Origin of the sequence: Enterobacter sp. 198 (genome assembly GCF_009025585.1) — a bacterium.
GTDB classification, from domain to species: Bacteria; Pseudomonadota; Gammaproteobacteria; order Enterobacterales; family Enterobacteriaceae; genus Enterobacter; species Enterobacter ludwigii.
The window spans coordinates 91,358-113,977 of record NZ_WCIM01000016.1 but is presented as its reverse complement, the minus strand read 5'-3'; the positions used below and the strand labels follow the sequence as shown (position 1 = coordinate 113,977).

The 22,620-nt window shown below is 56.7% G+C and carries 27 protein-coding genes; 21 read left to right on the top strand and 6 right to left on the bottom strand.

Annotated elements, in window-relative coordinates; all coding sequences use genetic code 11:
• Positions 1 to 49: 49 nt before the first annotated feature.
• Genes lsrA through lsrG form a run of 6 tightly spaced genes read left to right on the top strand, consistent with a single transcriptional unit; the run spans position 50 to position 5,736 of the window.
• Positions 50 to 1,537 (top strand): autoinducer 2 ABC transporter ATP-binding protein LsrA, encoded by a 1,488-nt coding sequence (gene lsrA, locus F8561_RS08380; protein WP_134179648.1) that lies wholly within the window; start codon positions 50 to 52, stop codon positions 1,535 to 1,537.
• Complete coding sequence (gene lsrC, locus F8561_RS08375) at positions 1,534 to 2,565, top strand: autoinducer 2 ABC transporter permease LsrC (RefSeq protein ID WP_151887333.1); 1,032 nt, start codon at positions 1,534 to 1,536, stop codon at positions 2,563 to 2,565. The genes lsrA and lsrC overlap by 4 nt, the downstream gene beginning before the upstream one ends.
• Positions 2,566 to 3,549 (top strand): autoinducer 2 ABC transporter permease LsrD, encoded by a 984-nt coding sequence (gene lsrD / locus F8561_RS08370; protein ID WP_020883584.1) that lies wholly within the window; start codon positions 2,566 to 2,568, stop codon positions 3,547 to 3,549.
• A complete protein-coding gene (gene lsrB, locus F8561_RS08365; RefSeq protein WP_032679011.1) occupies positions 3,546 to 4,547 on the top strand; it encodes an autoinducer 2 ABC transporter substrate-binding protein LsrB in 1,002 nt (333 codons plus the stop codon). Before lsrD ends, lsrB begins: the two co-directional genes overlap by 4 nt.
• A gap of 11 nt (positions 4,548 to 4,558) precedes the next feature.
• Positions 4,559 to 5,446 carry a 3-hydroxy-5-phosphonooxypentane-2,4-dione thiolase gene (gene lsrF, locus F8561_RS08360; protein WP_014171710.1) on the top strand — a complete coding sequence of 296 codons (888 nt, stop codon included), beginning with the start codon at positions 4,559 to 4,561 and terminating at the stop codon, positions 5,444 to 5,446.
• Complete coding sequence (gene lsrG / locus F8561_RS08355; protein WP_063214104.1) at positions 5,443 to 5,736, top strand: (4S)-4-hydroxy-5-phosphonooxypentane-2,3-dione isomerase; 294 nt, start codon at positions 5,443 to 5,445, stop codon at positions 5,734 to 5,736. The genes lsrF and lsrG overlap by 4 nt, the downstream gene beginning before the upstream one ends.
• 38 nt (positions 5,737 to 5,774) lie before the next feature.
• Here the strand turns inward: lsrG and F8561_RS08350 are convergent, their stop codons facing one another.
• Positions 5,775 to 6,623: a dihydrodipicolinate synthase family protein gene (locus tag F8561_RS08350; protein ID WP_040018788.1), complete on the bottom strand. Its 849-nt coding sequence runs from the start codon at positions 6,621 to 6,623 to the stop codon at positions 5,775 to 5,777.
• Between the two features lie 12 nt (positions 6,624 to 6,635).
• On the bottom strand, positions 6,636 to 7,322 hold the full coding sequence (locus F8561_RS08345; RefSeq protein ID WP_134179652.1) for a B3/4 domain-containing protein: 687 nt from the start codon (positions 7,320 to 7,322) through the stop codon (positions 6,636 to 6,638).
• Between the two features lie 42 nt (positions 7,323 to 7,364).
• Between F8561_RS08345 and F8561_RS08340 the strand changes: the two genes are divergently transcribed.
• Entirely contained in the window at positions 7,365 to 7,967 is a 603-nt protein-coding gene (locus F8561_RS08340; RefSeq protein WP_020883589.1) for a helix-turn-helix domain-containing protein, read from the top strand.
• A gap of 33 nt (positions 7,968 to 8,000) precedes the next feature.
• Here the strand turns inward: F8561_RS08340 and ygjG are convergent, their stop codons facing one another.
• Positions 8,001 to 9,380, bottom strand: a complete 1,380-nt coding sequence (gene ygjG, locus F8561_RS08335; RefSeq protein WP_020883590.1) for a putrescine aminotransferase — start codon at positions 9,378 to 9,380, stop codon at positions 8,001 to 8,003.
• Positions 9,381 to 9,816: 436 nt separating this feature from the next.
• Here ygjG and F8561_RS08330 point away from each other — a divergent pair, with 436 nt between their 5' ends.
• Positions 9,817 to 11,337: a PAS domain-containing methyl-accepting chemotaxis protein gene (locus F8561_RS08330; protein ID WP_150343646.1), complete on the top strand. Its 1,521-nt coding sequence runs from the start codon at positions 9,817 to 9,819 to the stop codon at positions 11,335 to 11,337.
• Positions 11,338 to 11,673: 336 nt separating this feature from the next.
• On the top strand, positions 11,674 to 13,233 hold the full coding sequence (locus F8561_RS08325) for a methyl-accepting chemotaxis protein (protein ID WP_014171702.1): 1,560 nt from the start codon (positions 11,674 to 11,676) through the stop codon (positions 13,231 to 13,233).
• On the opposite strand, the gene F8561_RS08320 is transcribed toward F8561_RS08325, so the two are convergent.
• Positions 13,230 to 13,724: a PadR family transcriptional regulator gene (locus tag F8561_RS08320; protein ID WP_047956132.1), complete on the bottom strand. Its 495-nt coding sequence runs from the start codon at positions 13,722 to 13,724 to the stop codon at positions 13,230 to 13,232. The genes F8561_RS08325 and F8561_RS08320 overlap by 4 nt on opposite strands.
• Positions 13,725 to 13,870: 146 nt before the next feature.
• Between F8561_RS08320 and F8561_RS08315 the strand changes: the two genes are divergently transcribed.
• The gene (locus F8561_RS08315; protein ID WP_032680231.1) at positions 13,871 to 14,635 is read left to right on the top strand and encodes a siderophore-interacting protein; all 765 of its coding nucleotides are present in this window, start codon (positions 13,871 to 13,873) and stop codon (positions 14,633 to 14,635) included.
• Here the strand turns inward: F8561_RS08315 and F8561_RS08310 are convergent, their stop codons facing one another.
• Together F8561_RS08310 and F8561_RS08305 are read right to left on the bottom strand one after the other, a co-directional pair.
• Positions 14,636 to 15,805: a DNA repair protein gene (locus F8561_RS08310; protein WP_047956131.1), complete on the bottom strand. Its 1,170-nt coding sequence runs from the start codon at positions 15,803 to 15,805 to the stop codon at positions 14,636 to 14,638.
• A gap of 271 nt (positions 15,806 to 16,076) precedes the next feature.
• Positions 16,077 to 16,652 (bottom strand): phage repressor protein CI, encoded by a 576-nt coding sequence (locus F8561_RS08305; RefSeq protein ID WP_025202968.1) that lies wholly within the window; start codon positions 16,650 to 16,652, stop codon positions 16,077 to 16,079.
• Positions 16,653 to 16,939: 287 nt separating this feature from the next.
• Here F8561_RS08305 and F8561_RS08300 point away from each other — a divergent pair, with 287 nt between their 5' ends.
• The 11 genes from F8561_RS08300 (at position 16,940) to F8561_RS08250 (ending at position 22,564) form a co-directional block, all read left to right on the top strand.
• The gene (locus F8561_RS08300) at positions 16,940 to 17,278 is read left to right on the top strand and encodes a DUF5347 domain-containing protein (RefSeq protein ID WP_014171697.1); all 339 of its coding nucleotides are present in this window, start codon (positions 16,940 to 16,942) and stop codon (positions 17,276 to 17,278) included.
• Positions 17,279 to 17,345: 67 nt separating this feature from the next.
• Positions 17,346 to 17,573 carry a DUF2732 family protein gene (locus F8561_RS08295; RefSeq protein WP_040018794.1) on the top strand — a complete coding sequence of 76 codons (228 nt, stop codon included), beginning with the start codon at positions 17,346 to 17,348 and terminating at the stop codon, positions 17,571 to 17,573.
• A complete protein-coding gene (locus F8561_RS08290; protein ID WP_044857473.1) occupies positions 17,573 to 17,794 on the top strand; it encodes a TraR/DksA family transcriptional regulator in 222 nt (73 codons plus the stop codon). The genes F8561_RS08295 and F8561_RS08290 overlap by 1 nt, the downstream gene beginning before the upstream one ends.
• 7 nt (positions 17,795 to 17,801) lie before the next feature.
• Positions 17,802 to 19,997 (top strand): replication endonuclease, encoded by a 2,196-nt coding sequence (locus F8561_RS08285; protein ID WP_151887362.1) that lies wholly within the window; start codon positions 17,802 to 17,804, stop codon positions 19,995 to 19,997.
• 109 nt (positions 19,998 to 20,106) lie between these two features.
• Complete coding sequence (locus tag F8561_RS08280) at positions 20,107 to 20,547, top strand: DinI-like family protein (protein ID WP_053058888.1); 441 nt, start codon at positions 20,107 to 20,109, stop codon at positions 20,545 to 20,547.
• Positions 20,548 to 20,670: 123 nt separating this feature from the next.
• The gene (locus F8561_RS08275; RefSeq protein WP_020883600.1) at positions 20,671 to 20,874 is read left to right on the top strand and encodes a tail protein X; all 204 of its coding nucleotides are present in this window, start codon (positions 20,671 to 20,673) and stop codon (positions 20,872 to 20,874) included.
• Entirely contained in the window at positions 20,865 to 21,086 is a 222-nt protein-coding gene (locus tag F8561_RS08270) for an HP1 family phage holin (protein WP_014171693.1), read from the top strand. The genes F8561_RS08275 and F8561_RS08270 overlap by 10 nt, the downstream gene beginning before the upstream one ends.
• A complete protein-coding gene (locus F8561_RS08265) occupies positions 21,070 to 21,579 on the top strand; it encodes a lysozyme (protein WP_047956126.1) in 510 nt (169 codons plus the stop codon). Before F8561_RS08270 ends, F8561_RS08265 begins: the two co-directional genes overlap by 17 nt.
• Positions 21,576 to 21,989, top strand: a complete 414-nt coding sequence (lysB, locus tag F8561_RS08260; protein WP_192938253.1) for an Rz-like lysis system protein LysB — start codon at positions 21,576 to 21,578, stop codon at positions 21,987 to 21,989. Before F8561_RS08265 ends, lysB begins: the two co-directional genes overlap by 4 nt.
• Complete coding sequence (gene lysC / locus F8561_RS24345; RefSeq protein WP_072126476.1) at positions 21,889 to 22,134, top strand: Rz1-like lysis system protein LysC; 246 nt, start codon at positions 21,889 to 21,891, stop codon at positions 22,132 to 22,134. The genes lysB and lysC overlap by 101 nt, the downstream gene beginning before the upstream one ends.
• On the top strand, positions 22,097 to 22,564 hold the full coding sequence (locus tag F8561_RS08250; RefSeq protein ID WP_151887331.1) for a phage tail protein: 468 nt from the start codon (positions 22,097 to 22,099) through the stop codon (positions 22,562 to 22,564). The genes lysC and F8561_RS08250 overlap by 38 nt, the downstream gene beginning before the upstream one ends.
• The last annotated feature ends 56 nt before the right edge of the window (positions 22,565 to 22,620 follow it).

Below are 22,620 nucleotides of genomic sequence, written 5' to 3'. Positions count from 1 at the left end.
TTTGAACATTATTAAATCTAAAAATCATTTGTTCAATAGCGGAGCGATAATGACGCCACTTATCGAAGCACGTGATATCAGCAAGCAGTTCTCCGGCGTACCGGTCCTGAAAGGTATTCATTTCACGCTGCTTGCGGGTCAGGTGCATGCGCTGATGGGCGGTAACGGCGCGGGAAAATCAACGCTGATGAAAATCATCGCCGGGGTGGAAACGCCGGACAGCGGTGAACTTTCGATTGACGGCCACGCGTTTGCGCGGCTTTCGCCCGCGCAGGCCCACAGGCTGGGGATTTATCTGGTGCCGCAGGAACCCCTGCTTTTCCCCAACCTGACGGTGCGGGAAAACATCCTTTTCCGCCTGCCGCGTGAGGCCGGTATGGGGGAACGGCTGGCGGAGAAACTCCAGCAGCTGCAGTGTCAGCTCACTCTTGATGCCACCGCCAGCACCCTGGAAGTGGCGGATCAACAGATGGTGGAGATCCTGCGCGGCCTGATGCGTAACGCGAAGATCCTGATCCTTGATGAACCCACGGCGTCGCTCACCCCGGGGGAAACCGAACGGCTGTTCCGCCAGATCCGCGCGTTGCAGGCGCTGGGCGTCGGCATTGTTTTTATCTCGCACAAATTACCGGAGATCCGCCAGCTGGCGAGCCACGTCTCGGTAATGCGCGACGGCGCGATCGTGCTCAGCGGTGAAACTGCACAGTTTGACGATAACGCCCTGATTGCCGCCATGACGCCGGTGAGCCGCGAAAAAGGATTAAGTGATGCGCAAAAACTGTGGCTGGCGCTGCCGGGCAATCGCCGCACGCAGCCGCAGGATTTCCCGGTGTTGCGGGTGGAAGAGCTTACCGGTGAGGGGTTTATCGATCTCAGCATGGAAATCTATGCCGGGGAAATAGTTGGCCTCGCCGGGCTGGTCGGCTCCGGGCGCACCGAGTTTGCGGAAACGCTGTATGGGCTGCGCCCGGTGCGCGGTGGGCGAGTCTGGCTGGAAAATCAGGAAATAACCGGCGAACCCGTGGCGGCACGGCTGGAGAAAGGGCTGGTCTACCTGCCAGAGGACCGACAGGTTTCCGGCTTGTTCCTGGATGCGCCGATTCGCTGGAACACCGTGGCACTGAATGAGCCCTCGGTCTGGCAGCAGCGCAAACGGGAGTCGGCGGTGGTGGAGCGCTATCACCGGGCGCTGGGGATCAAGCTTAACCATGCGGATCAAACCGTGCGCACGCTCTCCGGCGGCAACCAGCAGAAGGTGTTGCTGGCGCGCTGTCTGGAGGCGAACCCGCTGCTGTTGATCGTCGATGAACCGACACGCGGAGTGGATGTGTCGGCGCGGGCCGATATCTATCAGCTCATCAAAAGCGTGGCGGCGCAGAACGTGGCGGTGCTGATGATCTCAAGCGATCTGGATGAGTTCCCCGGGCTTGCCGATCGCGTGCTGGTGATGCACCAGGGCGTGCTGAGCGGCGAGCTGTCCCGGCACGCGGTCAGTCTCGACAGAATGATGGCGCTGGCATTCGGAGGGCAGTCATGAAGACCTTACTGAAAAATCGCGAACTGAGCGCGTTCATCGCCATTCTGGCGTTGTTCGCGGTGCTGGTGGGGCTCAATCCGGCCTATTTCAGCCTGCAAACGCTGGGGATGATCTTCGCCAGTTCGCAAATCCTGATCCTGCTGGCGCTCGGCGCCGCGCTGGTGATGTTGACCCGCAATATTGATGTTTCCGTCGGCTCTACCGTCGGGCTGTCTGCCATTGCCGTGGGGGTGGCTCTGAACAGCGGCTACACCCTGCCGGTATCGATCCTCTTTGCGCTGTCGATTGGCGCACTGGCGGGAGCATTTAACGGTTTTCTGGTGGTGGGGCTGCGTATTCCGGCAATCGTGGCCACCCTCGGCACGCTGGGCCTCTATCGCGGGGCGATGCTGCTGTGGACGGGAGGAAAGTGGATTGAAGGGCTACCGCCGAGACTGAAATCGCTCTCTGAACCTGCCGCTATGGGTATTTCACCGCTCGGAATGGGCGTGGTGTTTTTAGCCGCGGTCGGCGCATGGACATTGTCGCGCACCGCCTTCGGACGCGATTTCTACGCCGTGGGCGACAACCTTACCGCCGCACGCCAGCTGGGCGTGGCGGTGAACCGGACGCGAATGATCGCTTTTACGCTGAACGGCATGCTGGCCGCGTGTGCGGGGATTGTCTTCGCTTCGCAGATTGGCTTTGTACCAAACCAGACCGGCAGCGGGCTGGAGATGAAAGCCATTGCCGCCTGCGTACTCGGGGGGATCTCTCTGCTGGGCGGTACCGGGACGCTTATTGGCGCCTTACTGGGGGCTTTTTTCCTGACTCAAATCGACACCGTGCTGGTGCTGTTCAGGCTGCCCGCGTGGTGGAATGATTTTATCGCCGGGCTGGTGTTGCTCGGTGTGCTGGTGCTCGACGGGCGCTTGCGCCAGGCGCTGGCCCGGCATCAACGGGCACTTAAGTACAGCCGCTTCCAGCCCGGTAACAAAGGGGGGAAGCATGTCACCCCGTTTACGAAACACAAAAAAGAGGTGGCGTAAATGAAGCTTAACTGGGAAAGCGCGCTGCTGATATTACTGGTGCTGGAAATCCTGCTCTTTGGGGCCATCAATCCGCGCATGCTCGATATCAACATGCTGCTGTTCAGCACCAGTGATTTTATCTGCATTGGCATTGTGGCGCTGCCGCTCACCCTGGTGATCATCAGCGGCGGCATTGATATTTCTCTCGGTTCGACCATCGGCCTGTGTGCCATCGCGCTGGGGGTGATGATGCAGGCGGGCTGGCCGATGACGCTGGCGATACCGTTGACGCTGCTGCTCGGCCTGCTGTGCGGTCTGGTCAACGCTGCGCTGATCCACTACACCGGCATCAGCCCGCTGGTTATCACCCTCGGCACGCTCTATCTCTACGGCGGTGGCGCACTGCTGCTCTCCGGCATGGCGGGGGCGACCGGTTACGAAGGCATCGGTGGCTTCCCGGACAGCTTTACCGCGTTCGCTAACCTCACGTTCCTGGGGTTGCCAATCCCGCTGGTGCTGTTCGCCGTGATTACCGTCTTCTTCTGGCTGATTACCCATCGCGGACGCTTTGGCCGCCATCTGTTTTTGATTGGGCAGAACCCGCGCGCGGCGCGCTATGCGGCGCTCTCGGTCAACGGGATGCCCTACGCCCTGTATGGCCTGGTGGGCGTCGCTTCGGCCATTGCTGCGCTGGTGATGGTCTCCTATTTCGGTTCGGCGCGTTCGGATTTGGGACGCGATTTACTGATGCCTGCACTGACCGCAGCGGTCCTCGGCGGCGCCAATATCTATGGCGGTTCGGGGTCGGTAATCGGTACGGCCCTGGCGGCGTTGCTGGTGGGGTATCTGCAGCAGGGTTTACAGATGGTCGGCATCCCCAACCAGGTGTCGAGCGCGCTGTCAGGGGCGCTGTTGGTTGTGGTGGTGATGGGACGTTCACTGAGTTTGCACCGTGAATGGGTGCGCTCTCTCCTCACAAAACATACCCGGAGCGTAAGATGAAAACAAAACTGATAGTCCTGGCGATGGCACTCAGCTTCGCGTCGGCACAGGCCGCGGACCGCATCGCCTTTATCCCCAAGCTGGTGGGCGTTGGCTTCTTTACCAGCGGCGGCAATGGCGCGAAAGAGGCGGGTAAAGATCTCGGCGTGGACGTCACCTACGACGGCCCGACCGAGCCCAGCGTCTCAGGCCAGGTGCAGCTCATCAATAACTTCGTTAACCAGGGCTATAACGCCATTATCGTTTCGGCGGTGTCGCCGGATGGCCTCTGCCCGGCGCTGAAGCGCGCGATGCAGCGTGGCGTCAAAGTACTGACCTGGGACTCCGACACCAAACCGGAATGCCGCAGCATCTACATCAACCAGGGCACCCCGGCGCAGCTCGGCGGCCTGCTGGTCGACATGGCCGGTAAACAGGTCACCAAACCGAATGCCAAAGTGGCGTTCTTTTACTCCAGCCCGACCGTTACCGACCAGAACCAGTGGGTGAAAGAGGCGAAGGCCAAAATCGAGAAAGATCATCCGCAGTGGCAGGTCGTGACCACGCAGTTTGGCTATAACGATGCCACCAAATCGCTACAAACCGCCGAGGGGATCTTAAAAGCGTATCCGGATCTGGATGCGATCATCGCCCCGGATGCCAACGCCCTGCCGGCGGCGGCGCAGGCGGCGGAAAACCTGAAGCGAGAAGGGGTGGCGATTGTCGGCTTCAGCACGCCTAACGTGATGCGTCCGTACGTAGAGCGCGGCACGGTGAAAGCCTTCGGCCTGTGGGATGTGGTGCAACAGGGCAAAATTGCGGTCAATGTCGCCGATCGGTTGTTGAAAAAAGGCGATCTTAACGTTGGCGACAGCGTGGAGGTGAAAGATATCGGTACGCTGAAGGTCGAGCCGAACAGCGTGCAGGGCTACCAGTATGAAGCGAAGGGCAACGGCATTGTGCTGCTGCCGGAGCGGGTGGTGTTTACCAAAGAGAACATCAACAAATACGATTTCTGACGGGGGAGCAAATGGCTGATTTAGACGACATCAAAGACGGCAAAGATTTTGGCATCGGCACACCACAGCAGAACGTGCCGTTTACCCTGAAGGGATGCGGCTCGCTGGACTGGGGAATGCAGTCCAGGCTGGCGCGCATCTTCAACCCAAAAAGCAACCGCACGGTGATGCTGGCCTTTGACCACGGCTATTTCCAGGGACCGACGACCGGCCTTGAGCGTATCGATCTCTCTATCGCCCCGCTGTTCGGGGAAACCGACGTGCTGATGTGCACCCGCGGTATTTTGCGCAGCCAGGTGCCTGTCGCCACCAATAAACCCGTCGTGTTGCGCGCCTCCGGCGGCAATTCGATTTTAGGGGAACTTTCCAACGAGTGCGTGGCGGTGGCGATGGAAGATGCGCTGCGCCTGAACGTCTGCGCGGTGGCGGCGCAGGTGTACATCGGCAGTGAGTTTGAACATCAGTCGATCAACAACATCATCAAACTGGTGGATGCCGGTGCGCGCTATGGCATGCCGACCCTGGCGGTAACGGGCGTTGGCAAAGAGATGGCGCGCGACGCGCGGTATTTTTCGCTTGCCAGCCGTATCGCGGCCGAGATGGGGGCGCAGTTCGTCAAAACCTATTATGTCGACGAAGGGTTTGAAAAAGTAACCGCCAGCTGCCCGGTGCCGATCGTGATTGCCGGAGGCAAAAAGCTGCCGGAGCACGACGCGCTGGAGATGTGCTGGCGGGCGATTGACCAGGGGGCGTCCGGGGTGGACATGGGCCGCAATATCTTCCAGTCCAGCGCCCCGCTGGCCATGCTGAAAGCGGTGAAAAAAGTGGTACATGAGAACATGAGCGCGCGGGACGCGTTCCAGTTCTGGCAGGAAGAGAAACAGGGAGAAGCAAAATGAACGTGACATTAGTGGAAATCAACATCAAACCCGAGCGGGTCGATGAGTTTCTGGAAGTGTTTCGCGCTAACCACGAAGGGGCGATTCAGGAGCCGGGCAATCTGCGCTTTGATGTTTTACAGGATCCGCGCGTGAAAACCCGGTTCTTTATCTACGAGGCCTACAAGGATGAAGAGGCGGTGCTGGCGCACAAGAAAACCCCGCACTATCTGGCCTGCGTGGATAAGCTTGAGGACCTGATGTCAGAGCCGCGCAAAAAACGCAGTTTTGTCGGGTTGTTGCCGGAGTAACAGACCGCCGGGTAGCGCTTACGCTAGCCCGGCGATGCTCAGGCGAGGGCCAGTTCCGCCAGGATCGCCGCCAGCGTTTCGCGCGGTTTCCCGCTCAGCGACGCAAGCGGGAACGGCAGTGCAGGCGCGGCCACTTTCCCTGACATTTCTGCTGCTGCGGCCATCACCCGCAAACTGCCGTACTGGCGGAACAGCGCCCACAGCGGTGCCAGCCGGTCAGAGGCTGCGGTGTCTTTGGCTCGTGCAATCGCCAGTGCCGTCTGCGGATACAGCCCTGCGATAACCGAATACCAGACATCAAACCCGGCCTGCAGGGCTGACGCCGCCCGCCAGTCGCCGCTGATGCCCAGGGTGACGTTTTCAGGAAGACGGGCGCGCATGTGGGCGATATCGTCCGGTATGCGCCCGAGCTTGACGGATTTGACGTTCGGTAGCGCCGCCACGGCATACAGCAAATCGTCGTTAAACTCGAACCCGGTGGTGGCCGGGTTGTCGTAAATGCACAGCGGAACAGAGATCCGGTGGGTCACCGTCTCATACAGGGTAAACACTTCCTCTGCCGTCAGGCGCTGGTACGACACGGGGGCCAGTAACACCCCGCGGGCGCCAGCGCTTTGCGCCTCATCCGCCAGACGGAGAATATCGTCGAGGCGAAGCGCGCCAATACTTACGCTCACCGGGATGTTGTCGGCATGCGCCACGGCACAGCGGGTGATATGCGTGCGCTCTTCAGGCGTCAGATACGCGTAACTGCCCGTCGAACCGAGGATCCCCAGCGAATCGACACCGGCATCCACCAGCGGGCGCAGCAACTGCACAAACGCCTGCTCATCAAATTTCCCCTCTCGCAATGGCGTCAGAGGGAATGCGCTTAACCCGTGAAACATCCGCTTATCCTTTTAGAGTTCAATCAGTTGAAGGTGAGCAGTGGAGCCCGGCATCAGCCGCTGCAGGTTGCTGACTAACTCATCGCCAGCCTCCTGCAACGCCGATAACGGCATCGACGGCAGACTTTCGAGAATAAACCACATGTGTTGCGCCTGGCTATCGAGACGTGTACGCACGCCCTGGCGCCAGTTCCAGCGACGGCAGGTGACGCCGATATCATCGCGCCAGATAACTTCGCCCGCATCCGGGTATTCGATAACCGGCTGGCCCTCTTTCAGGGTATCAAACGGTTCATTACCTTCGGCAAGCGTCAGACGCGGTGCGCCTGCATAAGCGGCAAGGTTCTCACCCCCGACGGGAATGGCGTAACGAATGCTGATGGCATTGTAAATATCGACCACTGGATCGAGCGGGGGCAGCGCGCCCTCTTTCAGCACTCGCTTACGCAGGGCCGATGCCGAGCAGGGCGTGCGTTTCGGTTTCGTACCAAACGCTCTGAACACGTCATCCCAGGCGCTGAGGTGCGCTTCCGCCCAGGCGACATCATCAGTGAGGACCTGCTGGCAGGCCTGTGCCAGCGCGGCAGAGGCCACGTCCGGCTGGGTTATCGGGGCGGCTTCAACCAGAATGCTCAGCGCCCGAAAGCCGGGGGCAATCCCGGTAAGACGCGGGTCTATTGACGGCATAACGAGAGACATAAATAATCCTGTATTGACTGTTTTATACTATGGTAGTGACCAATGACTGATAAAGTCAATATAATGACCGATTCGGGTGCCGATATCGCCCAGGTAAGCCTGGCCGTCGCCACCCGCATTCGCAACTGGCGCAAAGAGAAAAAATTGTCGCTGGATGAGCTTTCACGCCGCGCCAGCGTCAGCAAAGGCATGCTGGTGGAGATTGAAAAAGGGGCGGCGAATCCCAGCATTGCCATTCTCTGTAAGCTGGCTGCCGCGCTGGGCGTTTCGGTGGCGGATATCGTTAACGTCTCCAGCGAGCCGCGGGTGCACGTCATAGAAGAAGCGGCGATCCCGGTTCTGTGGCAGGGCCCACAGGGCGGATATGCCCGGCTGCTCGCGGGCACGTCTGGCCCGGATATGATTGAACTCTGGCAGTGGGTGATGCATCCGGGGGAGCGTTTTACCTCACCGGGGCATCCGGCGGGAACGTTTGAGCTGCTGCATGTCACTGAGGGAGGATTGACCCTGACGGTGGAAGAGACGGTGACGCAGGTGGCGGCAGGCGCTTCGGCGGTGGCGAAAACGGAAGCGGCACACGGCTACGCGAATGAGGGCGAAAATGTGTTGCGGTTTACCATGACGGTGGCGGAGTTTCACCGCTAAAAACGCCCCCTCCGTCAGGAGGGGGTGTGGATATCACGCTTCTTCCACGCTTACCCGCAGGGCTGCCAGCGCTTTACGCGCCGCTTTCAGCACCTGCTCACACTGTTCAACCGTCAGCGTCAGCGGCGGTTCAATGCGAATGGTCTTCGAGTTGTTGAGCGTTCCGGCAACCAGGACCCGCTGGCGGAACATCTCGCTCGCGAAGCTGTAGCCGATTTCGTTGTCGACAAACTCAATGGCCATCAGCAACCCTTTACCCCGCGCATCCTGCACCAGATCCGGATATTCCCGGCCCAGCTGGCGGAAACCGTCCAGCAGCATATCGCCTTTCTGTTCCGCCTGTGCAGGCAGGTTTTGATCCAGCAGCACGTTGATGGTCGCCAGCGCGGCCGCGCAGGCCAGCGGGTTACCGCCAAACGTAGTGGTGTGCAGGAACGGGTTGTCGAACAGCACCGAGAAGACCTCTTCGGTCGCCACCGTCGCGCCAATCGGCATCACGCCGCCACCCAGCGCTTTTGCCAGACAGAGAATGTCCGGCTGGACGTTCTCATGCTCGCAGGCAAACATCTTGCCCGTACGCCCCATCCCGGTTTGGACTTCGTCGAGGATCAGCAGTGCGCCAAACTCATCGCACAACTGACGCACGGCAGGCAGATAGCCCTGCGGGGGCAGGATCACGCCGCCCTCACCCTGAATAGGCTCCAGGATCACCGCAGCCACGTCGTCGCCGGTTTTACGGCATTCGCTCAGCATGGTGCGCATAGCGCTAATGTCACCAAACGGCACGTGGCGGAAGCCCGGCAGCAGCGGCATAAACGGTTTGCGGAAGGTGGATTTGGCGGTAGCCGACAGTGCGCCCAGGGATTTTCCGTGGAACGCGCCGCTGGTGGCGATAAACGTGAATTTGCCGCGCGGCGACTGGTACGCTTTGGCGAGTTTAATCGCCGCTTCGACCGATTCCGTGCCGCTGTTGCTAAAGAAGCTGTACTTCAGTTTGCCGGGCGTTAAGGCCGCGAGCGTTTTCGCGAGCATAGCGCGAAGTGGATCGAGCAGTTCCTGGCTATGGAGAGGTTGTTTCGCAAGTTGATTCTGTACGGCGGAAACCACAACTGGATTACGGTGCCCCACGTTGAAAATTCCAAAACCACCCAGGCAATCTATAAACTCCTGTCCCTGGGTGTCGACAAGCGTATTAAGACTTCCCGCTTGCCACTCTACGGCTCCGTAATCCCCGCCGGCGGTAACAGATTTGCGATACTCCAAAAACCCTGGATTGACATGCTCTTTAAAGTAATCGATGACCTCTCGGTTAAGTTGTTTCATCTCCTCATGATCAAGCGTTCGCTTCTCAATGAGATTCAGTGCGTGCGCGGTACAGGCAAGAGCCGAGGCGCTGGAAGGTAACCTGTTCAAAATGTGCTCCCGGGGATCGCGTATCACATGATACTGGATTAAGTATTGCAGGGATTACGCCACTTCAGATGCCTTAACGAAAATCAGGATAAACACCAGGTTAACATTATGTTGCGCAAAATTTAATCATGCCGATATAACCGATACGGGATTTAGCGGTACGGCGGAAAAGGCCTGGGGAGGTGCGAACAAGAGGCCATTGCACTTATAGAGTGCAGACGCTGCGACTTAAGTGGGCGTTAACGCGTCATACTCTGCAGGTAATTTCTCTACGAAAGTATTTGAAATCAATGAATTATAAAATCTCACAAAAAGTGCGGTTTAAGTGAAATCTGCGATCTCTATCAACTTTAACAACTAAAGATAAATTCTTTACCGCCGAAAAAACATTAATCCACAAAATTAACATTCAAATAACCTGCAAGGGATGCTCACGATGTCCGCTCCAACCTTTGTCACCCAGAATGAATATCCTCTGGACGATGACACCACCTTAATGTCGACCACCGATATCCACAGTTACCTGACCCACGCCAACGACACCTTTGTGCAGGTGAGTGGCTATCAGCTTGATGAGCTGATGGGCCAGCCGCACAATCTGGTACGCCACCCCGATATGCCAAAAGCGGCGTTTGCCGATATGTGGTACACCCTGCAAAAGGGCGAGCCGTGGAGCGGCATTGTCAAAAACCGACGTAAAAATGGCGACCACTACTGGGTGCGCGCCAACGCGGTGCCGATGGTGCGTCACGGGCAGGTGACGGGCTATATGTCGATTCGCACCAAAGCCACGGCAGAAGAGATTGCTGGCGTGGAGCCGCTCTATCGGGCTCTGAATGACGGGCGCTGCAAGAAACGTATTCATAAAGGACTGGTGGTAAGGAAAGGCTGGCTGGGGAAACTTCCGGCAATGCCGCTGCGCTGGCGCGTGCGCAGCGTGATGGCGGGGCTGTTTGCGGTGCTGGCTACCACGCTGGTGGCCACCTCAGCGGGTGCGTACCCGCTGGCTGCCGCCGCGGTAGTCATGCTGCTGGGCACGCTGCTGTTCGAGCAGCAGATTGTTCGTCCGATCGAAAACGTGGCGCGTCAGGCGCTGAAAGTCGCCACCGGCGAGCGCAACAGCGTGCAGCACCTGAACCGCAGTGACGAGCTGGGGTTGACCCTGCGTGCGGTAGGACAACTGGGGCTGATGTGCCGCTGGTTGATTAACGATGTGTCAAGCCAGGTGGTGAGCGTGCGTGATGGCAGCGACAGGCTGGCAAAGGGGAATGAAGATCTGAACGATCGGACGCGTCAGACCGTGGCCAATGTGCAGCAGACCGTGGCGACAATGAACCAGATGGCCGCCTCCGTGCAGAGTAATTCAGAAACCGCCGCCGAAGTGGACAAGCTGTCAGTGGCCGCCAGCAGCGCGGCGACCAAAGGCGGAAACGCGATGCAGACGGTGGTGAAAACCATGGATGACATCGCGGATAGCACGCAGCGGATTGGCTCGATTACCTCCCTTATTAACGACATCGCGTTTCAGACCAATATTCTGGCGCTGAATGCGGCGGTGGAGGCGGCAAGAGCCGGTGAGCAGGGAAAAGGCTTTGCGGTTGTCGCCGGCGAAGTGCGCCATCTCGCCAGCCGTAGCGCCAGTGCAGCCAACGATATTCGCAAGCTGATTGATGCCAGCGCCAGCAAGGTGCAGTCCGGCTCTGATCAGGTTCATGCCGCCGGTCGTACAATGGATGATATCGTCGAGCAGGTGAAAAACGTGACGCAGCTTATCGCGCAGATCAGCCACTCCACCTCTGAACAGGCTACCGGCTTGTCAGAGCTCACCCGTGCGGTGGCCGAGCTGGACAGCATCACGCAGAAAAATGCCGATCTGGTTGAGGAAAGTGCCCACATATCCGCAATGGTGAAGCATCGCGCCGGGCGTCTTAAGGATGCGGTAACCGTGCTCCATTGAGCCAGTAAGGTTCCAGAAAGCCGTTTATTTCATCAGGAATAAGCGGCTTTATTTTTTTCTGAATGTAATTATTAATGTCTTTTATTGTTAACTTTATATTAAGTAACTAAAGAAAGCACATCAGATATTTACCCCAGCCTAAGTCCGTTTTCCCCGATGCTATTTTGGAAATGCCTCATCAGAGGGTGAGGTAACGATCGATTTACGGATATTAATAGTCTACACCTATCCATTGCCGTGATTATGAAATAAAAAAACGATCAAAGTCATAAAGTTAGCGGTTTCGTTACCGATAACGGTGATCGTCTGAGAAATAATCACATCGATGGAGAAAATATGTTCTTACATGACGTAAAGATCGGCACGAAATTATTTCTGGCGTTTGGATTCTTTATTGTCCTGATGGTGGTCAGTGCGAGTTTATCCTTGCTAAGCCTGAACCGGGCGAACAACGGAATGCAATCCATCATTACCCGTGATTATCCGACCACGGTAAAAGCGAACCAGTTAATCGACAACTTCCAGGAATTTATTGGCACTCAGCAGCTGATGTTACTGGATGAACAGGGAACGTATACAGCGCAGTCACAGCAGCGTCTTAAAGCGATCAGCGAACAGATTACGGTGATCCTCGGCGAGCTGAATACTGCGCTGCAGGATCCTGAATCACAGCGGGTTCTTGCTGAGATACGCGGCGTGCGTCAGCAGTATCTGGACTCGCGTTATCGCATTTTGCAGGCGGTGCAGAATAACGATCGGGCGGGCGCTATTCAGGAGATGATGACCAACACCCTGAAGCTACAGCAGGCCTATAAAGCCAACGTGCAGGCGTTGATCGCGATTCAGAACCAGGAAATGCAAAGCGCAGGAGTGCAGGTCGAGGGCGATTTCAAATCGAACCGCCTGCTGCTGATCCTGATCACGCTCTTTAGCGTCGCGACCGGCAGCCTGATTGGCTGGTTTATCGTGCGCTCAATCACGCGTCCGCTGGGCGAGGCGGTGGATTTTGCAAAAGCCATTGCCGAAGGCGATCTGACCGGCAGCATCACGCCGCACGGTAAAGACGAAACCGGCCTGCTGCTGCATGCGCTGATGGAGATGAAAACGCGTCTGCTGGACATTGTGCAGCAGGTCCAGACCGGTTCGGAGAATATCTCGAGTGCCGCCGCGCAGATTGTCGCTGGGAACCAGGATCTTGCCGCGCGCACCGAAGAGCAGGCCAGCTCTGTTGAACAGACCGCTGCCTCGATGGAGCAGATCACGGCGACGGTAAAAAACACCGCCTCACACACCGGAGAAGCAACTCACCTCTCGGCGGACGCCGCCATGGTGGTCAAAAACAACGGCGAGATGATGAAGCAGGTCACCAGCAAAATGCGCCTGATTAACGAGACCTCTAACCGGATGTCCGACATCATCGACCTGATCGACGCCATCGCTTTCCAGACCAACATTCTGGCGCTGAACGCGGCGGTGGAAGCAGCACGTGCAGGCGAGCACGGTCGTGGTTTTGCGGTGGTGGCAGGCGAAGTGCGTCAGCTTGCGCAGAAGAGTGCGTCATCCGCCAGTGAAATTCGTCAGCTGATCGAAAGTTCTACCAGCCAGACGCAGGACGGGATGAACCTGGTCGAGAAAGCGAGCGAGTTGATTAACGGTATGGTCGGCAACGTGGAAGAGATGGACGTTATTCTGCGTGAGATCCGCCAGGCCAGCCATGAGCAGACGGAAGGGATCTCGCAGATTAACAGCGCGATTGGCCTGATTGATGCCACCACGCAGCAGAACTCCGCCCTGGTGGAGGAGTCTGTCGCGGCAGCAGCGTCCCTGAACGAACAGGCGATGCACCTGAAAGACCTTGTCCGCGTCTTCCGCGTGAGCGATCGCGTACTGGCTTAATCCAGCTGGGAGATCTCCAGCGCTGCGCGGTCGATCACGCCGATGATCTGCTTAAGCTGCGCATCGCTGAGTTCGCCCTGGTTCACCTTCAGGTCTAGCACCGCTTTGAAGTTATCCAGAGCCCGCTTCATTTGCGGGTTTTTTCTCAGCTGGAAGCCGACGGAGCGCGCTTTAATACGCGCCTGAATTTGCGCCAGCTGCTCCTGATTTTCATCCAGCCACTGCTGGCCGGCCGCGGTAATCGCAATTCTCTTGCGGCCATTCTCTTCTTCGGTGATGGTGATATAGGTCTGATCCTGAAGGTAATCGAGGGTCGGGTAGATAACGCCAGGGCTTGGGGTGTAATTCCCCTGCGTCATGTTCTCGATCGCCTTGATCAACTCGTAGCCATGGCTCGCGTTGTGGGTCAGGATATCCAGTATCACCAGACGCAGATCGCCGTGACCAAAAAAGCGTGGTCGGCGTCCGCCGCCGTCGTGTTCGTTTCGCATACTCATCCCTTCAACTTGATATATCTAAACTATATCTTAGATATATTCAGATGCAATCTAAAAGATCTTGCATTCTTGCTGATTAGCAATCATTATCATTTAAAATTAATTTAGATATATCGTATTCACCTGAGAAGGGTCTCACCATGACATCCACCCGTTACCCACAACGTGTTCGTAATGATCTCCGTTTTCGCAAGCTGGACGTGCTTCGCGTTGAGCGTGTCAGCGCAGGTTTCCAGCGCATTGTTTTAGGCGGCGAGGCGCTGGAGGGCTTTAGCTCTCGCGGTTTCGACGACCACACAAAAGTGTTTTTCCCGGCCCCGGGAGCGACCTTTGTACCACCGGTTGTTACCGATGAAGGTATCGACTGGGGCGACGGTGTGCGTCCGCAGGCGCGAGACTATACACCTCTGTACGATGCCGAACGGCATGAGCTGGTGCTCGATTTCTTCATACATGATGGCGGCGTTGCCAGCCACTGGGCGACAGAGGCAAAAGTGGGTGACACGCTCACGATTGGCGGCCCGCGCGGTTCGCTGGTTGTGCCGGAAGATTATGCCTGGCAACTGTACGTGTGCGATGAATCCGGCATGCCCGCGCTGCGCCGTCGCCTGGAAAGCATCGCAACACTGCCGGTTCGCCCGGACATTCATGCGGTGGTGACGGTCGGTGATGCGTCGTATCAGGACTATCTGGCCCATCTGAGCGCGTTCAACATCACCTGGGTTGTCGGCCATAGCGAACAGGCGGTGGCTGAGCGTCTGGCGGCGTTGACGGTGCCTGCGGAAGATTATTTTATCTGGCTGACCGGGGAAGGGAAGGTAGTGAAAAACCTGAGCCGTCAGTTTGAAACCGACGCAATCGACCAGCAGCTGGTGCGTGCCAGTGCATACTGGCACGCTAAATAATCAGGCTGCGGACTCCAGCTGCGCTTCGCTCACCTGATGTTCGAGCGAGGCGCGAACGTCGTGCAGCGCCTTCTCCTGCTGGGCAAAGTAGGCTTCCATATTGCTCAGCGACGAGACCAGCAGCCAGGACTCCTCTTTCTCCAGCTCCGCCAACTCGTTCACTAACGTGTCAATCTGCTCGCGAACCTGCGCCATTTTTTTGCGGATACGTTCCAGATCGTTCAGCCTGTCGCTGGCCATCAGCGGCTCAAAGCCCTGCTGCAGACGTGCCACCAGCGAACGAATGGCTTTAACGTCACCACGCTGTTTGGCCTGGTTGAGTTGCACCATCATCGCGTTGGCTTCTTCTTTCAGATCGTCAGCGACCAGGTCCGGATGGCAGAGCTTGCTCGCCTGACGCCAGAGACGCTTCAGTTCGTTCTGATCTTCCTCGGAGAGGTTCTTGCCTTTACGCAGACGCATTTCGGCATCGTGATGCTGCTCGCGGTATTTCTCGTACTCTTCATTGGCCTCGTCGCGCGCCTGACGTGCAGGCTCTTCTTCGCGCGTTAAGCCACTCTCCAGCTCCAGCGCTTCGGCCAGCAGGTTAGCAATCAGATTGCTTTGCTGCTGCAGTTGCTTACGCGCCTCGGCGGCCTGTACGGAATCCGCAGGCAGATCGCGCCAGCGCTGGGTCAGCATCGCCAGCACCTCCACCGCCTGCGCCATATAGCGCTGGCAGCGACGGTAGTCTTCCTCACGTCGACGCGCCTCCGCCTGTTGACGTCGCAGGTTCAGCTCCGCCAGCGTTTTACGCAGGGCGAGGATCTGCTGCATCAGCGGTCCGAGGCGGGAGAAATAGAGATCGTTGAATTCATCGAGCTGTTGCACGCGGGCATTGCGACGGTCAATCAAATCCCTGAGGCGCTCTTCCAGCGCTTTTAGCTCCATCTTGCTGGCCGCCACCTGCGGGTCACGCCATTGCGTCATGGCGCGCTGGCCCTGTAGCCAGGCAGCGATCGCCGCCATGGCAACGGTATAGTTTTTCTGCTCAAGCGCCGCGACGATTGCCTGTAGCTCATCGTCAAACGCTTCATTTTTCAGCCGTGTCAGCTGGCTCTGGATGATGTCGTCGTCTTCCAGTTCAATCGCATTTTTTATGATTTCTAGCCGTTTGATCGGTGTGCTCATGATGCCTTTCGCTTTGGCGCTTAAGTATTTGAGTTAAGGTTAATTGTTGTAAACGCTACAGGAAATAATACACACGGATGATGATCGGCGCGATGGGGGATTTCTTTAGTTTTTAGGGTTTGTGAAGAAGAGTGGCACGAACAGGAAGCCGAAAGGCTGGCGGGGGAGCGTTGGCCCCGGTTCTTGTTCTGCCAGTCCTGAAGGAATACCTAAGGCTGAATGCCCTGCATAGCGAAATCGAATGATGCCATACGTACCATACGACCCGCCATCAGTTCACCTCGCTGTAGATGCCCACCACACGGCCCAGTGTTTTTATCTCATCGATACCGCATTCAAAGGGGACTTTGCCGCCCGCGACGTGGAGTTTTTTCCCCGGCAGCAGGGTTAAATCACGAAGACTGATAGTGCCTTCAATCTCAACCAGCCATAGCCCGTCGGTTAATGACGCCCCTTTTTCAACAAAGTGGAGCTTTGCCTCAGACCGGACTGCGATACCGCGAGTGAGCGGTTTGCTAAAGAGATGTGAATCGATACTCAAAGTGGAATTTTCTTCCAGCTGACCATCACTGAGAGTGAATGTAACAACAGCAACGGGATCGCCAGGTGCAGGGTTACCTTCAAACTGGGCACCCTGTCCGGTCATCAACCAGCGCAGGCTGGCCCCTGTGTCCAGTGCACATTGTACCGCGAAGTCGTAGGAGATGGTGCCGCGCGCGTAGCGGTTCTGAAGGGAACTGGCGGCAATATTGAAGTGCCGGGCCAGCTGGATTTTTTGGGTAAAACCATATACCTGACAGATTCTATCGAGTAACTCTTCATTATTCACTTGAGAATCTAAAATCAAAATATATTCCTTTGGGTGTTAACTAATACTCAATTGGGTATTAGTATCAATGCGAATTCGGGCAATCAGCGGCAGACGTTGGCAAACAGAGGCTAATGATTGCAGACATTATCAAAATGGGAATCATGCAACATGGCTTCTGAAATCGCAATCATCAAAGTGCCAGCCCTGTCGTTAGGCTGGCGCAGTTCGCTGCGCTGGAAAGCGGCGTAACGCGTAGGCCAATCCCGTTTTCAACCCGTTACGGGTGAGTAATTCACTCAGTGTGAATCAACGCGAGGGACGTTATGGCAATAGAAGCGACACGTGCAACGGTCCCACTCAAGGTGGGGGCACGTCTTTCCGGGCTTAATCACGTGGCCGAACTGCGTGCCAGGTACTGGGGCGATAACGAGAAAGCGCTGGCGCGTTTTTTGGCCGAGATGCGCGATAAGCGCGATCCCTGTTTTGAAGAGAATAACAGGGCGCTGGCGGCCATCTTTTTCCTGGCTAAATTACCCGCCGCCCGTCACGAATGCGGTATCAATGAGCTGACGACTGAGGAGAAAAGAGCGCTTATCGGAGCCATGAATCATTTCCGTGCAGTCGTGAGTTTATTTCCTGAACGGCTGACCATGCCGCTTTAATCCACCCCAAAACGTAATGGCGTAAACCCGCCGGGCATTTTATTGCCTGAATTAAGGAGAATGAGTGATGCGAAATAGCGAAAACCGCACTTTTCTGAACGGGCGCGAGGAACTCCAGCACCTGCTGGTGCAGGCGAAGATGGAGGAGCGCAGGGCACTCGCACTCGCCGTCTCCCTGCGGCTGGAGGCTTTAGCCAGTCACATCTATAAGACCGGAATGTGTGGCGAAGACGCAGCGGAACTGCTGTGTCACGAGGCTGCCCGTTACGAACGCGAATCCCAGGAGCTGCACTGATGGCCGATTTTATCGATCTGGCGCAGGAGCGTGAGCTTGAAGATCGCGAACGTCATATTAATAGCGCCCGCCAGCGATGCGCATCGCCCTCGCGTTTTACCTGCGAGGAGTGCGACATCCCCATCCCCGAGGCGCGGCGAAAGGCGTTACCTGGAGTGGCCTTATGCGTCACCTGCCAGGAGATAACGGAGCTGAAAAACAAACATTTCCGGAGAGGATAAGTTGGTGATGTCATTTGCTTATCCGTGGAATGAACCCCGATCGGCTATTGCCAGCCCCTACCTGACTCACCCCCAATTACAGCGTCGCGACCGTCTGTTCGCGGCGCTGCAGCAAGCCAGAAAAGCGCTCGCTCTGCAGCCTGACTGCGTGCGTTTTGGCGTCTGGCGCATGGTTGATGCTCTTGAACTCCATCAGGGCAGCCTGCGAGCCAATGCCTTTTTGATTCGGTTCTGCAACAGGGTATTACCACGTCTGCAGCAGGTCTCGGCACGGTATGCCTGTTCAGGTGTTGACCGTAACGTCTCCACCGCCGTTTTTGGTGGACACTTCGACACGCCTCTTTCGCAATATCTTGCATCGCGGATGGTTACGCTGATTGCCCGCTTCAACCGTCTCCCGGATATGTCCCGCGCCGATATTGATTTGCTGGCCGCTGACATCGCTGGCTTTATTCGTTCCGAGCTGGCGAATATCAATGACGCTGGCCTCGGCGAATTTCAAACCCTTCATGTCTGGTATCAGCGCGCTGGATTAATCACCCGCCAGTTCAATGTACTGCCTCCGCACTGGGAGCGCGTGTCGAAGATACTCTTTAACAAAGAGGACATTGCGCCAGCGGTGATCCGCATGTTTTCCGAAGACTGGTGGCGTGGACGACTGCGTCGCATGGCGGCCGCCTGGCGTGAGCATGTGCAGATTGCACTCGGAAACGTCAGCAAAAAGAAGTCTGCCTATGCGAGTAAACGCTGCATCACTGACTGGCGTGAACAGAAGCGGCGCACGCGTGAATTTCTTAAAGGTCTGGAACTGGAGGATGAAGAGGGCAACCGTATAAGCCTGATTGCCAGGCACGATGGCTCGGTGGCCAATCCCGCGATACGTCGCTGCGAACTGATGACCCGCATTCGCGGGTTTGAAAATATCTGCCATGAGCTTGGCTATGTGGGCGAGTTCTATACTTTAACCGCGCCGTCGAAATATCACGCCACCCTGAACACCGGCTATCGTAACGGTAAATGGAACGGGGCGAGCCCTGCGGATACACAAAGCTACCTGACAAAACTGTGGGCGCGGATCCGGGCAAAACTCCACCGGCAGGCGATTCGTCTGTTTGGCATCCGCGTTGCTGAACCCCACCATGACGGTACGCCTCACTGGCACATGCTGATGTTCATGCTGCCCGAAAACGTTGAGCGCGTTCGCCGCATTATGGAGGAATACACACAGGAGGAAGACGCTTTTGAACTGCAAAGCGATAACGCCAGAAAAGCTCGCTTTCACGCTGAAGCTATAGACCCGCAAAAGGGCAGCGCCACCGGTTATATCGCTAAATACATCTCCAAGAATATCGACGGCTATGCCCTTGATGGCGAGACTGATAACGAAAGCGGCGAATTGCTTAAAGTGACTGCATCTGCTGTTTCGGCCTGGGCGGCGCGCTGGCATATCCGTCAGTTTCAGTTTATCGGCGGTGCACCGGTGACCGTCTACCGTGAGCTGCGCCGTTTGACTGATACGCAGGCCGCACACGGTCTGAGCGTAGAATTTGCGGCAGCGCATGACGCCGCGGACGCCGGAGACTGGGCAGGATACGTCAATGCACAGGGAGGACCGTTTGTTCGTCGGGATGCGTTGCAGGTGCGCACGCTGTATGAGCCCCGTGCCGAATACAATCAGTACGGCGAAGAACGAGTCTGTATTCGCGGCGTTTACGACACCGCACTCGGCCCGGGCTCGCCGATTTTGACCCGGCTCACGCAGTGGAAAATTGTGCCGAAGCGTGCCGTTGATTTGGCCGTTGACCTTAACGGCACCGCTGCGCGTTCTTGGAGTTCTGTCAATAACTGTACGGTGAGCGACGTCTCTCAACCCCTCAGCCGGCGTGCGAGACGCGCGTTAGCCGCACGCATAACCCTCCCCAGACCGGTTGCAAAGACTCCCTTTGTCTATGACAAGGATCCGCAGAACGGAGTGGCAGAGAGAGTGATTGATGAGATACGGCTCGCCACCGGAATAACGATCAGCCGGGGGGAAGCCCTGCATCTTATGGCGGGGGGCATTAGCCGTTTTAACGACAAATGGTGCCGGGGATCTGCAGACGGATCGCTATTTCCTGCGGCACCGTCTTATCAGCAAAAGGCCCGGAAAATCCTTGAACGTATAAGGTATTTAACGCATCTGATAAGCAAAGGGATTCGCTAATCTTCATCGATATCATGTACATACCTCGCATGGTTCTGATTTTTTGCTTCACTCTTTTTATGAATACATGCTACTGTATGTTTATACAGTATCTCGTGGTGGAGGTTGTGTGGACAGAGAGTTGAACGAGCAAGTCATGATTGAACGCGTCGAGATGATTGCGCGGCTGACGACAGAAGGAACGTGTCAGGAAAGAGATCGTGAAATTGCCCTGAATTTGATCGCTGAGATTGCGAGAGGAAATTTAATCAGGAACAACGCGTTTACCGTGGTTTTCTCGGCATCACCCGTTCCGGACAGAATCAAAAAAGAGGCCAGCGTACGGGTGAACATTACCCTGGATAAGGATCAGCTTATTGGTCAGTCCGTCGTGGAGGCGTTTCAGGACGAATTAACCCGCAGGATAAGATCCGTGTTTCCGTCAACGCTGGTTACCGTCAAAAAAGGATCCATGACCGGCGTGGAGTTGCAGGGGATTGAAAGAGAGGCCGATCGCGAAGCGCTGGACAATATCCTCCGGGAAGTCTGGGAAGACGAGAGCTGGCGCTAGGCCCTCTGCCATCTCGCGGGCAGTCTGTTGTGTCCGCGATTGTCCATCCTGTAGCGATAGCAAAAAGGGCGCCAGCGCTGGAAACTCAACGGTACCTGGAAATCCGGATGTTGGGAGCGTCTGATGAAAATCTATGCAATGCAGGGGGACACGCTTGATGCCATCTGTGCCCGTTATTATGGGCGCACGGCAGGGGTGGTTGAAACCGTTCTGAACGCCAATTCTGGCCTCGCGGAGTTGGGGGTCATCTTACCTCATGGCACGCCGATAGACATGCCAGAGGTTGATAGCGCACCGACTAAAGAATCAGTGAACCTATGGGACTGAGTCTTGAGAAAATCACCACGTTTATCGCCTACTGGCTGGCCGTAGCGCTGGCCTGGTTCGGGGCGATGTCTCCTGAAAAAGTCGCGCTATACGTGGGAAGCCTCTGCGCCATTTTTACCGCGCTGACGAATTACTGGTTTAAGCGGAAAACCTATCGCTATCTGACCTCTCTTGGACTCGATAAGAAGAGTATTCGTGAACTCAATCATTAAGCGTTGCAGCGCCGCGGGCGTACTGGCCCTGGCGGTGCTGATGCCTGACTTCCGGTTACTGAACACCTCACCGGAGGGGTTGGCGCTCATTGCTGATCTCGAAGGGTGTCGCCTGTCGCCTTATCGTTGCAGTGCGGGCGTATGGACATCAGGCATTGGCCATACGTCAGGCGTCGTGCCGGGACGGGAAATTACAGAGCGTGAGGCGGCAGCGAACCTTGTTGCCGACGTGATGAACGTTGAAAGACGGCTGGCGGTATGCGCACCGGTGGAGATGCCGCCCCATGTCTATGATGCGCTGGTGAGTTTTGCCTTTAACGTTGGAACAGGGGCTGCCTGTCGTTCCACGCTGGTGTCATTCATTAAGCGTAAACAGTGGCCGCAGGCGTGCAATCAGCTTACCCGCTGGGTGTACGTCAATGGGGTCAAAAATGCCGGACTGGAAAACCGTCGAGCTCGTGAGAAGGCCTGGTGCCTGAAGGGGATGCCATGAAACCTCTTCTGCTGGTACTGGCCGTTCTGCTGGCCATCACGCTGTGGTTTCGTCATGACAACGTGAACCTGTCCCGCTCTCTTGCTAAAGCCAACCAGATCGCCCGCGATCAAAAAAACACTATCAACACGCTGCTTCAGCAGTTATCCGAAGCACAGCGGATTGCCAAGTCGAACGAAGATGCGCAGGTCAGGCTCCGCGAGGATCTTGCTGCCGTCGGCGAGGAGATGGCACGACGCGAAGCGGCTATCGGGAAATGGGTAAATGAAAATGAAGAGTTACGCCGCTGGTATAACGCTCAGCTGCCTGATGCTGTGCGCAGGTTGCACACCCGCGCCGCCTGCGCCTCCGCAGCACATTGTTTACAACGCCTGCCCGAAGGTGAGCGCCTGTCCAATGCCGGGAAGTGAGCCCATCACCAACGGCGATCTCAGTGCTGATATTCGTCGGCTAGAGCATGCCCTTATCGCCTGCGCGCTGCAGGTCGAAACCATAAAAGACTGTCAGGATAAACTCGATGCACAAACTCAACAGCCTGCGTCAGGCATTAATTGACGCCGTTCCCCAACTGAACGATCACCCTGATCATCTGCAGATGTCGGTGGGGAGCGGAAATATTGACGCCCGCCTCGCGTCCTCGCTCTCCTTTGAAAAAAAGTATGAACTGCAAGCGAATATCAGTAGCTTCGCCGGCGACAGCGAGGGGGTCTTCGTTCCGGTACTGGCCTGGCTGCGTGATAACCAGCCAGATATTTTTACCCTCGATGACGGGCGAAAAAACGGGTTTCTCTTTGGCGTCACCATCAACGACGATGGTACGGCGAATATCAGCTTTAGCCTGCAGCTCACCGAGCGCATTCTTGTTTCGCAGGAGCAGGGAACGTTGCATGCCACCTATTCCCCGGAGCCGCCGTTACCAGAGCCCGTCACACGTCCGCTGGAGCTGTACATCAACGGTGAACTGGTCAGCCAGTGGAAAGCGTAAGTTCACCGCGCTGATGGCTGTCCAGCCATCAGCGTGAACGATTGTTGTTTCATCCC

Coding starts and splice junctions, on each gene's coding strand:
- lsrA (WP_134179648.1), top strand. CDS start 50: ATGACGCCACTTATCGAAGCACGTGATATCAGCAAGCAGTTCTCCGGC.
- lsrC (WP_151887333.1), top strand. CDS start 1,534: ATGAAGACCTTACTGAAAAATCGCGAACTGAGCGCGTTCATCGCCATT.
- lsrD (WP_020883584.1), top strand. CDS start 2,566: ATGAAGCTTAACTGGGAAAGCGCGCTGCTGATATTACTGGTGCTGGAA.
- lsrB (WP_032679011.1), top strand. CDS start 3,546: ATGAAAACAAAACTGATAGTCCTGGCGATGGCACTCAGCTTCGCGTCG.
- lsrF (WP_014171710.1), top strand. CDS start 4,559: ATGGCTGATTTAGACGACATCAAAGACGGCAAAGATTTTGGCATCGGC.
- lsrG (WP_063214104.1), top strand. CDS start 5,443: ATGAACGTGACATTAGTGGAAATCAACATCAAACCCGAGCGGGTCGAT.
- F8561_RS08350 (WP_040018788.1), bottom strand. CDS start 6,623: ATGTTTCACGGGTTAAGCGCATTCCCTCTGACGCCATTGCGAGAGGGG.
- F8561_RS08345 (WP_134179652.1), bottom strand. CDS start 7,322: ATGTCTCTCGTTATGCCGTCAATAGACCCGCGTCTTACCGGGATTGCC.
- F8561_RS08340 (WP_020883589.1), top strand. CDS start 7,365: ATGACTGATAAAGTCAATATAATGACCGATTCGGGTGCCGATATCGCC.
- F8561_RS08330 (WP_150343646.1), top strand. CDS start 9,817: ATGTCCGCTCCAACCTTTGTCACCCAGAATGAATATCCTCTGGACGAT.
- F8561_RS08325 (WP_014171702.1), top strand. CDS start 11,674: ATGTTCTTACATGACGTAAAGATCGGCACGAAATTATTTCTGGCGTTT.
- F8561_RS08320 (WP_047956132.1), bottom strand. CDS start 13,724: ATGCGAAACGAACACGACGGCGGCGGACGCCGACCACGCTTTTTTGGT.
- F8561_RS08315 (WP_032680231.1), top strand. CDS start 13,871: ATGACATCCACCCGTTACCCACAACGTGTTCGTAATGATCTCCGTTTT.
- F8561_RS08310 (WP_047956131.1), bottom strand. CDS start 15,805: ATGAGCACACCGATCAAACGGCTAGAAATCATAAAAAATGCGATTGAA.
- F8561_RS08300 (WP_014171697.1), top strand. CDS start 16,940: ATGGCAATAGAAGCGACACGTGCAACGGTCCCACTCAAGGTGGGGGCA.
- F8561_RS08295 (WP_040018794.1), top strand. CDS start 17,346: ATGCGAAATAGCGAAAACCGCACTTTTCTGAACGGGCGCGAGGAACTC.
- F8561_RS08290 (WP_044857473.1), top strand. CDS start 17,573: ATGGCCGATTTTATCGATCTGGCGCAGGAGCGTGAGCTTGAAGATCGC.
- F8561_RS08285 (WP_151887362.1), top strand. CDS start 17,802: ATGTCATTTGCTTATCCGTGGAATGAACCCCGATCGGCTATTGCCAGC.
- F8561_RS08275 (WP_020883600.1), top strand. CDS start 20,671: ATGAAAATCTATGCAATGCAGGGGGACACGCTTGATGCCATCTGTGCC.
- F8561_RS08270 (WP_014171693.1), top strand. CDS start 20,865: ATGGGACTGAGTCTTGAGAAAATCACCACGTTTATCGCCTACTGGCTG.
- lysB (WP_192938253.1), top strand. CDS start 21,576: ATGAAACCTCTTCTGCTGGTACTGGCCGTTCTGCTGGCCATCACGCTG.
- lysC (WP_072126476.1), top strand. CDS start 21,889: ATGCTGTGCGCAGGTTGCACACCCGCGCCGCCTGCGCCTCCGCAGCAC.
- F8561_RS08250 (WP_151887331.1), top strand. CDS start 22,097: ATGCACAAACTCAACAGCCTGCGTCAGGCATTAATTGACGCCGTTCCC.